We start from the raw sequence: 15,945 nt of genomic DNA on the forward strand, positions 1-15,945 counted from the left end.
GTCTATTGATCAGCCGACGCTCGCCGCGCGGCAAAAAAACGCTTTAGCAGCTTTTGCGAGGCCGAGGCCAAAACGCCACCAGACACCTCTATCCGGTGGTTAAACCACGGCTGCGCCAATAGGTTAGCCTTTGATTCAACCATGCCAGCGCGGGGTTCGGTGGCGCCATACACTAACCGCGCCAGGCGTGCGTGTATCATCGCACCTGCGCACATCATGCACGGCTCTAAGGTGACAAACAGCGTACAGCCCTCCAGCCGATAATTACGCTGGTGCTTGCCCGCCTCGCGTAGGGCACAAACCTCCGCATGCCCGCTGGGATCGCAGCTGGCCACCGGCGCGTTGCAGCCAACGCCAATAATCTCCCCCTGCGCATCGACCACCACCGCCCCCACGGGCACTTCGCCTGCGGCAGCGGCCAAGTGGGCTTGGTCAAGCGCCCGGTGCATGTAAAATTCATCGCTGCGCATAAACGTAAACTCCGCTAAGGTAGCTAAACGATCGTATGAAAGGGTTGCCATCGCTGTGACAGCCCCCCTTCACCGACAGCATTCGATAGAGACAGCCGCAAGGATACCGAGAATGACAGACGCGCTGAACAAACTGGTAGCGTTACTGGAACTAGAAACGCTGGAAGAGACGCTGTTTCGTGGCCAGAGCCAGGATCTAGGCTTTCCTCAGCTCTATGGTGGTCAGGTACTCGGCCAAGCGCTGGCAGCCGCCGCTCGCACAGTGCCCGACGAGCGCAGACCGCACTCTCAACACGGCTATTTTCTGCGCCCCGGCGACCCCCATCGACCCGTTGTTTATCAGGTGGATACTATTCGCGACGGTGGCAGCTTTACCACTCGCCGCGTCACTGCTATTCAAAAAGGCCGACCTATCTTTTTCTGCAGCGCTTCGTTCCAAAGCGAAGAAACGAGCTTTAGCCATCAGCGCGCCATGCCGGATGTGCCAACCCCCGAAGCGTTAATCGAGAGCGGCGAAGCCAAGCACGACCGCTTTCCCGGTCACCCGATTGAGTTTGTGCATCTACCCGGCAACCCCGACAACGGCACGCCAGCGGGCCAATGCCTATGGTTTCGTCTTTCCGGCACGCTCCCGGACGAACCAGCGTTGCATCGTCACCTGCTCTCTTATGCCTCAGACTTCAACCTGCTGACCACCAGCCTGATTCCCCACGGCATTGAGTACCGCGACCCCAAGTTGCGCATCGCCAGCCTTGATCATGCCCTTTGGCTGCACCAGGACAGCCGTTTGGACGACTGGCTGCTCTATGTGATCGACTCCCCCTGGGCGGGCGGCGCTCGCGGCTTGGCGCGGGGGCATATCTACAGCCGCGACGGCCGCTTGGTGGCCTCTACTGCTCAGGAGGGGCTGACACGCTATGCAAAAGACTAACAGGGCAGCCTCTCAAAACACTTACGCCCGCTAAGAAGCGGGCGTAAGTAAGCTAATCAGGACACAGTGCCTTAGCCACCGTAAACGTCGTTGATGGATTGCAGTGGATAGTGTGCCGGGAACGGCTTACGCGCGACGCCAGAATCAACCGCAGCTTGAGCAACCGCCGAGGTGACCCGCGCCAGCAGGCGAATATCGACAGGCGTGGGAATAATGTACTCGCGACCGAAGCTCATTTCAGTGCGCTCGTAGGCGTCGAGCACTTCCTGGGGCACCGGCTCGCGAGCCAGATCTTTCAGCGCATGCACGGCAGCCAGCTTCATCTCTTCATTGATGCGCGTGGCACGAACATCCAAAGCACCGCGAAAGATAAACGGGAAGCCCAGCACGTTATTGACCTGGTTGGGGAAGTCCGACCGCCCGGTCGCCATGATCACATCCGGACGAGCTTCGCGGGCCACGTCAGGGTGAATTTCAGGATCAGGATTGGTGCAGGCAAAAATCACCGGATCGGGCGCCATTTTCTTGACCTGCTCAGCAGACAGTAACCCCGGGCCTGACAAACCGATAAACACATCGGCGTTGTCGATGGCATCGTCTAAGGTGCGCATCTTGGTATCGCGGGCGAACTCGGCTTTATATTCGTTGATGCCTTCGCGATCGGTATGGATAACGCCACGCCGATCCAGCATCACCAGGTTCTCTTTACTCGCACCACATGAGACCAGCAGCCGCATGCAGGCAATCGCCGCCGCACCAGCGCCCATGCAAACAATCTTAACGTCTTCGATTTTTTTACCGGCAATATCCAGCGCATTCAGCATGCCGGCTGCAGTGACAATTGCGGTGCCGTGCTGATCATCGTGAAATACCGGGATACTGCAGCGCTCAATCAGCGCTTTCTCAATTTCAAAGCACTCCGGCGCCTTGATATCTTCAAGGTTGATGCCGCCCCAGGTATCGGCAATGCGTGCAACGGTATCGATAAACGCCTGCGGGCTTTCCGCATCCACTTCGATATCCACCGAGTTGATACCGGCAAAGCACTTGAACAGCACGCCTTTACCTTCCATGACTGGCTTGCTCGCCAGTGGACCCAAATTGCCTAAGCCAAGAATAGCACTGCCGTCGGTAATGACGGCGACCAGATTACCCTTGCCGGTATAGCGGTAAGCATTTTCCGCATCCCGGGCGATTTCAAGTACTGGCTCAGCCACGCCCGGGCTATACGCCAGCGCCAAATCCCGTGCAGTCGCGGTGGGTTTGGTCAACTCCACCGAAAGCTTACCGGGAATCGGTTTCGCGTGATAATCCAAAGCAGCCTGCTTATTTGCATCCGTCATGGTCAGAGTCCAGTTAACATAAAGTAGATAAGTCACTTCAGAATATAGAAAAAACCAGAGCGCCTCAAGCGCGCCGTCAACTTACAACAAAACGCTCGTTTAACTGAATTTTCCCTTCATATTCGCCACATTTCGTAGTTATTTGCTGAAACTTATGTAAATAGGTCTGATCTATAACGCTTTGCTTATTGCTGTAGCGCAGCATTTGTGAAAATTTATTCCACAAAACAAAAACCCACGCTTGCAGAGTATATAGTGAAATTCGTGTACTTCAGTCTGTGAGTGAATGAATGCCCCAATGGCTAGGGCTTTTGGGGCATTTTCATTATTACACAGTCTGTAATTTCGTGTGTAAAATTGGGTGGCCACGTAGCTTTGGAAGACACTCAGGTTCTTACGGGGTAGTAATACCTTAGTTTGGCCGCGGATTGTCACCACACGTTGGCCGCTCTGTTTTCAAAAGGGGACCTTCCTCGGCGGTCAGACTAGCTGAGGCTCCTAAACAAAAGCGGATATTCGCACCTTTACTGTCGAACTTCGCCTGGCTTGTGATGCCTCCCCCCGCAGTTGGCTATATTTTCCAGGTTGTATAATGTGCATTATGTGGTCAAGGCATTAGTTCCAAAAAAACGTGCAATGGCAAAAAGTTATCGATAAACACTTAAACGATCTGTTGCACCGAAATATCTTGCGGACCAACTCTAATGGTCTGCATACCATTAGGTAAATTGGCTCAGCGGCACTTAGACTAAGGTCTATTACTCTTTAGCGTTACGCCAATTCCAGAAAGCTCTTTCAGCAACTAGGCGCTCTACACAAACGTGCTCGTTAATGATCTTTATCGCCGTGTTTAAAGAAACTTCCGAATGAACATTTTTATTGAGCAAATCAACGAAATTTTGAAAGGTAATCGGATCTTTTGAGAAAAAATGCGAGGCTCGATGGAGGCTTAGGTCGTCAGTCCAGAATTTAAGGAACGCATTATAAAACTTCCAATTATAGGAATAACCAAACTCCGAATTCGCTAAAGCAGCCAAACTGCTGGGGTGGACAGGTTTAGTGGATGAAAGAATCCTCTTACTCAAAAATTCAGACAATGCACCAACATCAATATTATCGAACGCTTGCTCTGGAGTTGTGTAAAGCATCCTGTCGACCTGGATGATTTTCTTATCATATGTCATTTCGTCAATATAGAGTGCTGCATGGAATAAGCTTTTACTTTTTATGAGTTGCGCTATTTCACTTTTCGTCATCGCAGATTGGCTACTTCGAAGCCTCTCAAGAATGACGTCTTTTTGGTTCACATTCTGAAATTTCCGCTGCAAACTTATTGAGTCAGATTGCGACTTCCCATTGAAAAACAGACCGAAATCAGGTCCAAACATCTTAATAATGTATCGGAGACCATAATAGTCAACTTCTTTTAGAGCGTCAGAAACCTCTATAACCTCCATTAAATGAGCTACATTTCTCGGGTATTCCTCAAGCTTATTTTTAACAATCTTAATGAGGCATTCGAAATTCGATTTTTCAATAGGGAGGAATTTTGTATGACGATAGATTCCCTTTCCAGCCAAATAGACATTTTCTGAATCGTTAAACGCGGAACTATCGATGCGCTCTGGGTCAAATCTGGCAGCACAAACACCAGAGCTATTGATGATTCTCCCAGCGTCTTTCCAAGGCAACCCCCGTTTATTTTTGGCAAGCACTCCAGCTATGGCGTCACTCTTATTTAATTTTCCAGGAAAACAAAGATCTGACTTTAACTGAATATCGCCATTATCACTCAAATATTCGAGCACAAGATCCAAGCTAAAGTCTGCTTCAATTGCAGGCTCCAAAAATTCAAGCAATTCAGGTTTCGTAATAGGAAAACCGTGTGAAGTGAAAATATCTATGAGAATGCTTTTATCCAGATCCGGCCGCAAACGATCCTTAATGTTTAATCCATTCGCGCATGTACCAAGAAAAGAAAGGAAATCACTCTCGTTATCAAAACATTCCGATAAACACGGAAAGCCTGAAGCAATATTCAGACTCAAATTTTCAAGTATAATTATTTTCATTGAACTCGAAGATATTCTTTTTGAAAGATTGAAATTATCGATAATTTTTTTCTCAATCTGTCGAACTCGCTCTCTAGTTAGATCAACCTCCTCACCGATTTCTTGTAGAGTGCATTTCTTATCGGTAAAACCTAACCTCTTGCAAAAAACGAGCGCCTCTATTTCTGAGATTTTATCGAGATAACTATCCAAATCCTCTATCAAAATCTCATCGATTTCCGAAAGGCCCATATCGCCTTTATCTCTAGGGATGACTAATCGGCTCTCGAAAGCGTCTATATCCAAATCACCTTTTATGTGAGCATCCAATTCAGATATGCAATTTTGTCGCAAGTTCAAAACATGATTGACTGAAGCAGGGCCAACCCCATTTTGGCCGGTCAAATCACCTCGCTGAAGCATCAGAAGACCCTGAATAGAAACGTCAAAACCTCTAGCTGAAAATTTCTTTAAAGCTGCGATAGTCTTTAGTGGAAGTTGTGCCTGTGAGATTTCAAAGCTGTCTGCAAGGGAGAGAATCTCCTCCCATTGTCTTTCATCCTGAGAATGACGAAGAAGACCGTGCGATTCCGAACTTGAAAGCTCTTGCTTCAGACTACGGAATAATTCAAGGTATTTGACACCAAAATAGGGAATTTTTCTTAAGACAGACTCATCCTCATCAAGAATACTCCTTAATTCGGTTTCGCTTCCGTTTCCGACATACCCCTCTTTCACTCCAAAGGAGAGCCTTTTAATAAGCTTCTTATATTTTCCCTGTGTATTTATCTCGAATATTTTTGCATCTAAATCAGAAGCTCTCATATTACTTTTCACGCACCTTACGAAGTTTATTAAGAAATATAGACGGAGACTTGAATGCCGTCGCAATTTCTTCTTTGTCTTTCGATGGGAGGCTTTGATAATCTTTCCGCCCATATACTTTGCCGGCATATTTTTCAAGAATCAGATTCTGTTCACCGAGGTCATTTTCCATATCTGCAGACGGCTCAATCTTAGCTCTACCTTCATCAATCCGTGAATTTTTTGTGTCAACGTCATTTTCGTGCTTGGTCTCATCGCCGATTCCAGTGGATCGGATCTGTAATTTATGCAAATCCCGCTCGGAAACTAGCGCAAGTGATTCGAATGACAATCCATTGACGATTGCCCTAGAGCTTGGAAGAACGCCGTTTTGAGCCTTAAAATCTCTTACAAATTCTTCAACCTGGGAGATTATTCCGAATGGATTGAATGTATGGCCTAATGTTTCCGACAGAAATCCATAGTAAGATTCGAAATGAGTGCAGACCTGATCGACTGACACATTATCGAGAAGTATCTCTAGTTGATTCAACTTTGGAATATAATTTTCCTGATGTACAAAATTTTTAAGCTTCGCAATCAAGTCAGCTCGGGAATTCAAGCGATACTTCAAATCTTGAATAAGGTCCAACACTCTCGCAGCAGATTCACTATATAGTACATCAATAGTTGAATCGTGAATATTTTCGCTTGAGGGCCTTTCGTCAGGCTCAGGTCGTTCCTTTGGATCTTGCGCTGTACTCTTGACTGCACTTGAGAATTTGTTTATCTGATCTAAACGATCAAGGGAACCCACGAAGTCCAAGACGTCAACATATTTCTTGGCTTCGGTCTTTCTAAGGCCTCTTCCGAGTTGCTGCAACCAAACTGTTTGTGAACCTGTATATCTCATAAAAACAAGAAGGTTGGTCTCAGGGATGTCAACGCCCTCGTTAAAAAGATCGCACACAAGAATGAATTTGTAATGATCCTCTCGGAATTTTCTCAAGTTCTCACGCCGTAAATCCTGCGTCTGGTGTGAATGAATAGAAATCGCAGTTCCAAGTTTAAAAAAACCAATAAGATGATTTATGTGAGAGATATTCCGGCAGAATACTATGCCCTTAACTGGGTCCAGTTTTTTTTCCTTTACCGTTTTCTCTATAACTTTTACTACTTCCTCATCTTTCTTATGCAAAAAAAGCTTCTTATCAAGATCTGCAATAGACAGCCCAGATTCAAGTTGATCGATTTTATCTTGGTCCAGATCATCTAATAGGACGTGGTATCTCGGAAATGCGAGCTTTTTGTTGGCCAACGCCCAAATTAGGTCGTATTTGCCCACGTGTCCATCGTCGCCCCCAAAAAATTTATTCACGTTTTTGTTATCAGCTCTGAAAGGCGTTGCCGTCAGTCCTACAAGCAGCTTCGGATCAAATGCTTCTACTACCTGCCTGTAAGTGTTTGCAGGTGTGTGATGTGCCTCATCTACAACGATGAAATCGAACTCCTCTTTTTTCAAATTCGATATCTGTCCATAAAGTGTATCAAATGTACCAAAAACAAAATCGGTGTTTTCAGGCGCTGCGCCTGAAAAACAAGCACTGAATGAGTATCTACCTATTCCAAAAACGTTTTTAAAGGCTGTAACGGTCTGCAATAAAATCTCGATCTGGTGAGCTAAAAATAAGACTTTTGGCTGACCACCTTGAGAGACCATTAACTTCTTCAAAAAAAGAGCTACAGTATAGGTTTTACCGAGGCCGGTCGCCATTTCAATCAATAATTTTGTCCTCTTTTTATTATATTTCGACAGGCATTCATTTATTATGTCCTTTTGGAAATTATGGGGCTTTATCTCCCTTCCGATTTCAGATTTCTTTTCCAACCAGAGATTCTGCAACTCATCCCTATCTATTAGTTCGACACCCAATCGAAGTGCTCGTATTTTCACTTCAGACGTGAAGTAGGAGTTTGTTACCAAGATTGAATTCGAAGCATTACCTAGCTTTGCTCCGGTGTGCAATTGGTTTAAAGCTTTTACATCGACCGCCGTCTTTATGTCACGCTGCTTTACCTCGATCGCGTATTTTCGCTGGTTACGGTACGCAAATATGTCGACACCTCCATCTCCGCTTCTAAACCCATCGCCAAGCTGGGTTATATAGGCGTCTTTCCAGCCAGCCGATATAAAAAGGTCTTTGACGAATATCTCAAAATCGGAATGGTGCAGGTTATCAATATCTTTGAACTTAGAAATTTTCACAGAGACTCCCTTTTACAATACCGCTCGGCCGTAAGTATTTTTGGCACATCGGACTTCCGAAAACAATGATGAGACCCGCTCCTCAAGAACAAACTTTGTAAACTTTTTCTTTGATGAAGCTAAAGTGGCTTCTCTCTGGCGCTACCCCTGCGAACCAACTGTAACCATCCCTTCAACTCGGCGCATGCGCAATTAGATTTCCCCAGACTTGGCTTAGATCTGAACGTTCGCTTTGCGACCTCAGCGCACTTTACCCACCAGAAATACGCAGCCCCAAAAGGTCCGCTTTTTAAGAGCGGCCAATCTATGCTCAATACTGGCCAAATTATGGTCTCACTACCATCACCTGATCTTTCCTGACCATTACTCATCCATTTCCCCCAGGATCTTTTTGATCGCTGTTAGAAACCCGCGAGGGAGGATTTCCGTACCCAGCTCATCTTTCACTTGGCCCAGTGCGTTCGCTCTAAATCCGAGTTTCTCCAACCATTCCTCGGTGCAGACGGTTTGCAACGCCTTGATCTCGTTTTCCGAACAGATCCCCTTTAACGAGGGCAGCAGCTCCACGCTGGCGTCAGACTGGGGCTCCACGTAAGTCGTCGGACGCTTATCAATCACGATCTCGGTTGTACTCTTCAGCATGTTGGCTTCGCTTCTGTAGCGATCCCGCTCCCGAATGATTTGTCCGAACAGCGCACGCACCGCCGCGTCCTCAATACGCTCCAGAAGTTGGTGATCCTGGCTCATTCTCTTGGGTGGCCCTACCGGTGGTTTCTTCGTGGTGGTCTTCGCCTTGGCAGCCCACGCTTCGACCAGATCCCGATAATGCTTGTTTGCGGTGGCACGGATCGACTGATAGCCCACACCGCCATCTTCCTCGGATACGCGACCAATGGTGGTGATGGAAAAGTCCCGAGCACCGGAGTCGAAGTAGGCGTTCAACGTTTCGTGGAGCTTATCCAGAGAGGCCTTCGTCTTGGCGGTCTTGCCGTCTTTAAGGGTGTCCAGAATCGCATCAACATCAATGTTCATCGGACACCTCCAAGGCCGGAATCCGTTTGAGACCGCCCGACGACAGCGTGATCGGGGTGATTTTTTTGACTGCCTCAAATCCGGATTTCAGCAGTCCATCGTTCTCCAGGTACTCTTGCGCTTCGATGTAATTTGTTGCGATTCGGTAGCCTTCCATTTTTTCGTCTGGTTCCGCGATCTTAGCCATCTTTCGAATGAGAGCATTACCCACGATCAACTGCGTGTTTTCGTCCATTTCCAAAAAGACGGGCTTGTACCCGGAGCGGGCCATCATGCGACTCAAGGCGTTGGTACGCTTGGCAATCGCAGGCGTCTTGCGCAGGTCATCGTGAAGGTCGGGGTAGAATTCAGCGTCCTCACAGAGCAAAGACAGGTGCAGCAATTCCGAGTCGGTTTCGATGAATTTCATGCTAACATTGAGGTCTTCCGCAGACCCCACGGCGACTAGCTTTTGACGATCATCGTCCTCAGTTCGCCCATTCTCGATCTGGACCACTTTGTTGATCAGATTGAAGATCGCGATGTAGTCCTTGGCGTACTCATCTGCCTCCACGCGCTGCTTTTCGTACCGGCGCTCCAGCGCCTGAAGTTCGCTGTGCTTGAGGAACGGCTTACCGTCTTCCTCGGCAATGAACATCTCATCCTTCAGGGCCTCTAATTGGCCTTCAATCTCAACGGCCAGTTCAGCCGCCTGGTGCGCTTTGTAGCTGACTTGATTGAACTTGGAATTCAGCGCTGGCAGGTAGGTCGCATCGGTGATGTGCCAGCGACAGCGGGGGCAGTTTTCCGGGCCGTAGGGTACCGGGCCATAAACCCTCTGTTCACTGTTTTTGGCATCTTTGACAAGCGGCCCACCGTTCCAGCAGCCGCCAAGGGTGGATAGCTCATCCGAACGCACGGAGTTACCGCCGACCAGGCACAAGCCCGTGGCCCGTTCCTCCCAGCCAATGGGATTCCGGTTGGCAAGTACGCTCTCGACGGAATTGTGCTGGTCGTTGTGAAAGGCAGCCCGGAGCGGAATCTGCCTCATCTCTGCGTCCTGAAGAAAGTTCTTAAGCGACGCTTCCCCGCGCTCAACCAGAGCGGAGTCGGCCTCAGTCATTTTCTCGGCCATCACTGAGGGCGTGATCTTGTTGTAATAGATCGTCATTAACAGCCGGATATGACCGGCCAGAAGCTTGGAGATCACCGGCAACGGCAGATTGGTGTCCATGGTGTAGCAGGTGATCAACGACACGCGGAGGCTGTGCAGCGGGTATTCCGTTCCCACCTTGCTCACTTCTTGCCCCTCGTAGTCATCGCCGTAGTCTTTCACGAACCGAAGGCGGTCGCCGTTCTTCATCGTCAGGCCTGACTGGGACACATCCTCTTCCAGTTTCGACAAAAGGCGGTACCAAGGGTTTTTGATAGATCCTGTGGTGATCGGAAACGCGGAATTTCGCTCCCGAAACAGAAAGGCGAACTCGCCCATTTCGGCTAATTGCTTCTTGGATTTGGCTGCGCCAACGTGTTTTGTTTGAAGCTCTGTGCCACCGATCAACCGGTCGATGGGGTTATATTTTTCCTGCCAGTTGCGGAGTTTTTCCAGCCAATACAGCAGTTCTTCGTGCTGCCACGGGATGGTATACCCTCGCTGAATTTCTTCTTTGTTTTGATCGGCGGTTTTGTTGGTCGAGACGTACAGCCCAGTGGCATAGCTCTCCATCATCGAGTCAAAAATGCGCCGGAATACGCCTTTCTGATAGGGGCGTTTCGGTGTTCCGTACCTGAACGGGTGCTGGATGTTCTCGACCCAATGACCGCGCTCGTAACGCCAGGTATCGCCTTCGCCGGAGTCTAGAAACCGCACCTGGTAAGAACGAAGCGGCAAATGGAGCTTGGTAAATAGAAACATCGCCATCACAGGCGACCAGATCTCATGAACCTCAACGCTCTTATTGTTCCTGTTAATAATCCGTGTACGGGCAACGCAATCCGGATCATCGGAATCAATGACCTCCGAAGGCACTGCCATCCAAGCCAAATTGCCATACTGAAGGTAGTCGATAGCCCACTGCCAGTCCCGGAAATGAAAGCCGATCCATGGCGTTTTATTCCCAGGGTCATCGGTTGGATAGGGGCAAAGAATGTGCCTGGTTTGTTGGATATAGCGATAGGGTAATGGGCTGTGGACGGTTTCGGTGTTTGATGTGTTTTTCTTGATTTTATCGAGCGGATTCAGGAACAGGGGCTGCTCGACGCCGTTATCATCCTCGGCACTCAGATGGTGCTTGAGGATGTAGTCGCATAACTCGACCATGAGCGCAACGTATTGAGAGTTAATAGCAGTCGTTCCACTGCTAACCAGAAAGGCCTCAAGCTCTTCACTGGAGACCTTGTGGCCGCTCGGATGGCCCTTGAACATTGTGGCCACGTCAGCGGCATACGGGGCTTTTGCGTTCAGGTAAAGAAGAAATTTTCTTATCCCCTCCAAACGCTTACTAATGCCTTTGTCTTGCGTTTTTAGCCATTCAACGGCGTACTGCTGCCATTGTAGCCAGTCGTGCCCCAGTTCCTCAGTCACCCATCCCAGCGTCAGATCCGTGGTGTAGCCTTTGCTTCCCGATTTTTTGGTCATGTTATCGCTTCCCTAACCGTGGATTCTTGCCGGTGAAGTGGCCGTTTGGATCGAGGTGTTCAAAACCGTGTTCTGCCAACGTCTTCCAGTCGAAAGAGGCGGGAGGCTTTTCCTTATCCGATCCCAACTGAAGTTGTTGTGTTGCCTGGCATAGCGCTTCTGAGACTTGCACGCTGGAGGGCATGGTGTAAGGAACCTGAGACTCCAGGCTTGCGTGATGCAGGCACTTTTTCCGAATGAGTGGGTCGACCCCGGCATCCGTCAATCGACGGCCATAGTTGTGGCGATGGCCATGAGGATCGAGCCCTACGCTCTTGTTGGGTTCGAGGCCAACTCGCCTTAGTCCAGCAGCGTAGCTTTGGGTGAAGGCGTTGTAGGTATAGGGATTGCCCAGATAGCGAGAGTCGAAGCTGATAAACGCATAGGGGTGATGGCACTCCAACGATGCACGGAAAACCAAATACTGTCGCCACAGCAACATGAATATCCGAGCAAACTCCTGCGGGAAGAAATACGCCTCCAGGTAACCATCCTTGTGATCCAGGGTTTTGGATTTCCAGCCAAGATGCTGGGTGTTTTGCATCTCCTGACGCGGTATGCGTGAATACTTTTCTTGTAGGTACGCCTTGCGGTTTTTTATCCCTTTTCGGGACTTCCATCCTTCAGGTGCCTTACCTTCTATCTCGTTATAGATCCTCACGATTGCCCGATCCGGATCGGAGGGATCTTCGAAGACATCTGTGACCCAAAGCAACAGTGCTTCGCTACGCCTCAACCCGGCCGCGTGCATCAGGAGCAAGATAAGCTTGTCCCGCAGCGCAACTCGCGGGTCTTTGGCTCCTCCCAAGCCCTTCATGTAGAAGTCTTCAAACTTTCCCGTAGGGAAGGCAATGGCATCGTCATTGGTTCTTGCCAGAGGCGTTCTGCCCTTGATGCTGCGGGCTCTCTTGACAGTATTGTTGATCGACTTGTGTTTGATGTGTCCGAGGAAATCGTTCTGGTTGCGCCTAAACCAAGCGGCATACTGGATGCGCTCCTCATGTCGAGTGGCTGTCCGCAAGGTATTAAGAGGCTTGCCCAGGCCTTTGTCCGAGAGCCAATTGGTGAAATTCGTCAGATTGCTGATGTGTCGATGTATCGTGCCATTACTGGCCGGTATCCAATAAAGGCCAGAGGGGTCCAATCCATCTTCACCGATTGTGCCGCTGTAGAGCCGTCGGACAAAGGCCGCGAATAACGCTTCAGGTTCATCGAACATGCCTTCGTTGGCATCTATGAACTCGATGAGGAGCCTAATCGACTGAATATGGTTAGTGATTGTTGAAAGTGAGGTGCCATTTAGGTGAAGGCTAAGCACATAATCTGTGACTGACCCCAGAACCCCTTGATCGGTCAGAATGACAGGGATCTCTGTGGCCACTCCACTTTTGTCCTGAACTACCTTGGCTGTAACCTTCGTTGCAAACATCCTTGAACCCTACACATATTACACAGTATTTACTATACATATAGCGCAGTCTTCAGGAAAAAGAAACCCCCAGTTAAGGGGGTTTTTATCAAAATTACACAGTTTTATGTACTATACAGAACCGAGGCGTGGGTTTTGCGCGAGCTGAACCTGATATACACAGGCATGCTGGCGATATGGCTATCCGACTAGGATTAGCCGCGCTTAACAGCAGCGCCGAAACGCTTGTTAAAGCGCTCTACGCGGCCACCAGTGGTCGCTTGCTTCTGCTTACCAGTGTAGAACGGGTGGCAGTTGGAACACACATCCAGAGAGAAGTCCTGACCAGAGGTCGTACCTACCTGGAAAGTGGCGCCGCAAGAACAGCTGGCGGTGACCGTGTTGTAATTCGGGTGAATACCTTGTCTCATTTCGAGCCTCACGAAGCTATATGCCGCCACCTGATCTCTTGCCAGGTACCGCATACGGGTTTGGGAAAAACGACTAACCGGTTAGCCGCTCTGTCGTTACGAGAAACCTTTACAATAGATCGATAAAGATCGTTAAGATTCAGAGCGGTCGCATATTCTAGCAAAACTAACGCCGGAGGCCAATTGGCTGACTCCTTTTCTTCACAGGCATCTTTTCAAGGATCTGCTCAAGCACCCGATCAGGTGCTTAAAGTAGCCCTGCCCTCTCCGCTGCGCCGCCTGTTCGATTATCTGCCCTCCCGGGAAACGCCTCCCTGCGGCTGGCAGCCGGGGCTGCGAGTGCGGGTGCCGTTTGGGCGGCGCGAAGTGGTTGGCGTAGTGGTCGAACTGGCTGACAGCAGCGACCTGCCGCGCAGCCAACTCCGGGCGATTAGTGAAACGCTGGATGATGCCCCGCTGCCGGAAGATTGGCTATGGCTATGCCGCTTTGCCGCCCGTTACTACCAGCACAGCCTGGGCGACACCCTCCACCATGCCATGCCAGCTCGGCTACGCCAGGGACATCCCATGGCGGGACGCACCCAAACCCTATGGCTCGCCAAGGGCGAAGGCGCAGAAGAGATACTCAGCCGCGCCCCCAAACAAGCCGAGCTATATTCGCTGCTGCGCCAACACCCACACGGCCTACCCAGTCGTGCGGTTAGCGCCCACGGCTTTGCCCGCGACCAGCTATTAGCGCTAGAGAAGAAAGGTTTAGCGACCAGCCAGGAACACATCCTGATGGCCCCAACGCCGCCCAGCGGCAACTTATTGGCAACCCCAGCGCTCCCCCTTAACCGTGAGCAAGCAACGGCGCTGGCAGCGCTGCACGAAAAGCTCGATAGCTACCACCCCTGCTTGCTCGAAGGCGTCACCGGTAGCGGTAAAACCGAAGTCTATCTCCAACTGATTGAAGCCATCGCCGCCAAAGGCAAGCAGTCGCTGGTGCTGGTACCAGAAATTGGCCTCACACCGCAGACGCTCGCGCGCTTTAGAAGCCGTTTCCGCGTTCCTGTGGTGGCGCTGCATTCAGGCCTTACCGACCCCGAGCGGCTCGACGTATGGGAAGCCGCCGCCAGCGGCCGGGCGCTGATTATTATTGGCACCCGCTCGGCGATTTTCACCCCGCTAGCCAACCCCGGCGCGATTATTGTCGACGAGGAGCACGACGGCTCCTACAAACAGCACGACGGTTTACGCTACCACGCCCGCGATCTTGCGGTGGCACGCGCCCACTACCATAAAATTCCGCTGCTAATGGGCAGCGCCACCCCTTCGCTGGAGAGCCTGCATCAGGCACTTGCCGGTGCCTACCGCCATCTGCGCCTTACCCAGCGCCCCAGCCAACACCCACCGGCCAAGCTGGAATTAATCGACCTACGCCACCAGCGCCGCCAGGGTGGGCTGCTACCCGGTGCTATCAAGGCGATTAAAAGCACGCTCGCTGCAGGCAAGCAGGTGCTGATTTTTATCAACCGGCGCGGCTTTGCGCCGACGCTTGCCTGCCACGCCTGCGGCTGGATGGCCGATTGTAACCAGTGCGACGCGCGCATGACGCTGCACCGCCAGCCACCGCTGCTGGCCTGTCACCACTGCGATAGCCGCCGCGCCCTACCGGATGCCTGCCCCGAATGCGGCAGCGGCGACCTACGCGCCCTGGGTAGCGGAACGGAGCGCACCGAAGAGACCCTGCAAACGCTGTTTCCGAAGACCACCATCCATCGCATCGACCGCGATAGCACCCGACGCAAGGATAGCTTTGAGCAAGTATTAAAAGAGATTCAACGCGGTGAACCCTGCGTGTTGGTCGGCACTCAAATGCTCGCCAAAGGCCACCACCTACCCCATGTCACGCTGGTCGTGGTGGTCAATGCCGATGGCGGCCTCTACGCCGCTGATTTCCGTGCCCTCGAACATAGCGCCCAGCTGCTTGAGCAAGTGGCGGGCCGGGCCGGTCGCGCCGCCCACCCAGGCCGCGTGCTGGTGCAAACCCTGCACCCCGACGATCCTCATCTGGGCCAGTTGGCCGAGCATGGCTATGGGGCGCTAGCGCGCAATATGCTCGAAGAACGACGTATCGCCCAGCTGCCCCCGTTCTGCTTTATGGCGCTGCTACGCATCGAAAGTCCCAAAGAGGAGGCCGCTTTAGCCATGGCGCAGCAAGCCGCCCAGGCCCTGCGCCAGTGGCTTAAAGAGTCCCGCGTGGCCACCCGCTGCCTAGGGCCAGTGCCCGCCCCGATGGAAAGACGCCAGAACCGCTACCATTTACACGTTATGCTGGCAGCCGATAAACGCAGCCAATTGCACCCCGCCGTTAGCTGGCTGGTGCAGTGGCTTGAAGCCAATCGCGAAGCACGCAAGGTACGCTGGTCGATTGATATCGACCCACAAACCCTCGCGTAGCGCTTATCTCTTGGCACTTGTTTAGCAACACGCCTTTGAAACTGCGGCTCAATTGCCGATAATAGCCGCCTTACCGACGCACCTTTTACAGCTGCGCGTTAGCACACGCCG

Annotated in this window: 10 protein-coding genes; 2 read left to right on the forward strand and 8 right to left on the reverse strand. The window is 51.0% G+C overall.

What is annotated here, in order from left to right; genetic code table 11:
• Nucleotides 1-2 precede the first annotated feature (2 nt).
• Nucleotides 3-470, reverse strand: a complete 468-nt coding sequence (gene tadA, locus ACT3UM_RS04680) for a tRNA adenosine(34) deaminase TadA (RefSeq protein ID WP_498896549.1) — start codon at nucleotides 468-470, stop codon at nucleotides 3-5.
• 112 nt (nucleotides 471-582) lie between these two features.
• On the opposite strand from tadA, the gene ACT3UM_RS04685 reads away from it, so the two are divergent.
• Nucleotides 583-1,401, forward strand: coding sequence for an acyl-CoA thioesterase (locus tag ACT3UM_RS04685; protein ID WP_498896551.1), 819 nt, complete (start codon nucleotides 583-585; stop codon nucleotides 1,399-1,401).
• Between the two features lie 71 nt (nucleotides 1,402-1,472).
• Here the strand turns inward: ACT3UM_RS04685 and ACT3UM_RS04690 are convergent, their stop codons facing one another.
• The 7 genes from ACT3UM_RS04690 to rpmE form a co-directional block, all read right to left on the reverse strand.
• Entirely contained in the window at nucleotides 1,473-2,744 is a 1,272-nt protein-coding gene (locus ACT3UM_RS04690; RefSeq protein WP_498896553.1) for a malic enzyme-like NAD(P)-binding protein, read from the reverse strand.
• A 758-nt stretch (nucleotides 2,745-3,502) separates the two neighbouring features.
• The gene (locus ACT3UM_RS04695) at nucleotides 3,503-5,620 is read right to left on the reverse strand and encodes a sigma factor-like helix-turn-helix DNA-binding protein (RefSeq protein ID WP_498896554.1); all 2,118 of its coding nucleotides are present in this window, start codon (nucleotides 5,618-5,620) and stop codon (nucleotides 3,503-3,505) included.
• Nucleotide 5,621: 1 nt separating this feature from the next.
• Nucleotides 5,622-7,865 carry a DEAD/DEAH box helicase family protein gene (locus tag ACT3UM_RS04700; RefSeq protein ID WP_498896556.1) on the reverse strand — a complete coding sequence of 748 codons (2,244 nt, stop codon included), beginning with the start codon at nucleotides 7,863-7,865 and terminating at the stop codon, nucleotides 5,622-5,624.
• A 363-nt stretch (nucleotides 7,866-8,228) separates the two neighbouring features.
• A complete protein-coding gene (gene gmtX / locus ACT3UM_RS04705) occupies nucleotides 8,229-8,897 on the reverse strand; it encodes a gamma-mobile-trio protein GmtX (protein ID WP_498896558.1) in 669 nt (222 codons plus the stop codon).
• The gene (gmtZ, locus tag ACT3UM_RS04710) at nucleotides 8,887-11,514 is read right to left on the reverse strand and encodes a gamma-mobile-trio integrase GmtZ (RefSeq protein WP_498896560.1); all 2,628 of its coding nucleotides are present in this window, start codon (nucleotides 11,512-11,514) and stop codon (nucleotides 8,887-8,889) included. The genes gmtX and gmtZ overlap by 11 nt, the downstream gene beginning before the upstream one ends.
• A gap of 1 nt (nucleotide 11,515) precedes the next feature.
• Nucleotides 11,516-12,982, reverse strand: a complete 1,467-nt coding sequence (gene gmtY / locus ACT3UM_RS04715) for a gamma-mobile-trio recombinase GmtY (RefSeq protein ID WP_498896562.1) — start codon at nucleotides 12,980-12,982, stop codon at nucleotides 11,516-11,518.
• 194 nt (nucleotides 12,983-13,176) lie between these two features.
• Nucleotides 13,177-13,392 carry a 50S ribosomal protein L31 gene (gene rpmE, locus ACT3UM_RS04720; RefSeq protein ID WP_081742600.1) on the reverse strand — a complete coding sequence of 72 codons (216 nt, stop codon included), beginning with the start codon at nucleotides 13,390-13,392 and terminating at the stop codon, nucleotides 13,177-13,179.
• A 183-nt stretch (nucleotides 13,393-13,575) separates the two neighbouring features.
• Here rpmE and ACT3UM_RS04725 point away from each other — a divergent pair, with 183 nt between their 5' ends.
• Complete coding sequence (locus tag ACT3UM_RS04725; protein WP_498896564.1) at nucleotides 13,576-15,834, forward strand: primosomal protein N'; 2,259 nt, start codon at nucleotides 13,576-13,578, stop codon at nucleotides 15,832-15,834.
• Nucleotides 15,835-15,945 lie beyond the last annotated feature (111 nt).

The organism is Halomonas sp. AOP13-D3-9, assembly GCF_052379125.1.
Classification (GTDB): Bacteria; Pseudomonadota; Gammaproteobacteria; order Pseudomonadales; family Halomonadaceae; genus Vreelandella.

Coding starts and splice junctions, on each gene's coding strand:
- tadA (WP_498896549.1), bottom strand. CDS start 470: ATGCGCAGCGATGAATTTTACATGCACCGGGCGCTTGACCAAGCCCAC.
- ACT3UM_RS04685 (WP_498896551.1), top strand. CDS start 583: ATGACAGACGCGCTGAACAAACTGGTAGCGTTACTGGAACTAGAAACG.
- ACT3UM_RS04690 (WP_498896553.1), bottom strand. CDS start 2,744: ATGACGGATGCAAATAAGCAGGCTGCTTTGGATTATCACGCGAAACCG.
- ACT3UM_RS04695 (WP_498896554.1), bottom strand. CDS start 5,620: ATGAGAGCTTCTGATTTAGATGCAAAAATATTCGAGATAAATACACAG.
- gmtX (WP_498896558.1), bottom strand. CDS start 8,897: ATGAACATTGATGTTGATGCGATTCTGGACACCCTTAAAGACGGCAAG.
- gmtZ (WP_498896560.1), bottom strand. CDS start 11,514: ATGACCAAAAAATCGGGAAGCAAAGGCTACACCACGGATCTGACGCTG.
- gmtY (WP_498896562.1), bottom strand. CDS start 12,982: ATGTTTGCAACGAAGGTTACAGCCAAGGTAGTTCAGGACAAAAGTGGA.
- rpmE (WP_081742600.1), bottom strand. CDS start 13,392: ATGAGACAAGGTATTCACCCGAATTACAACACGGTCACCGCCAGCTGT.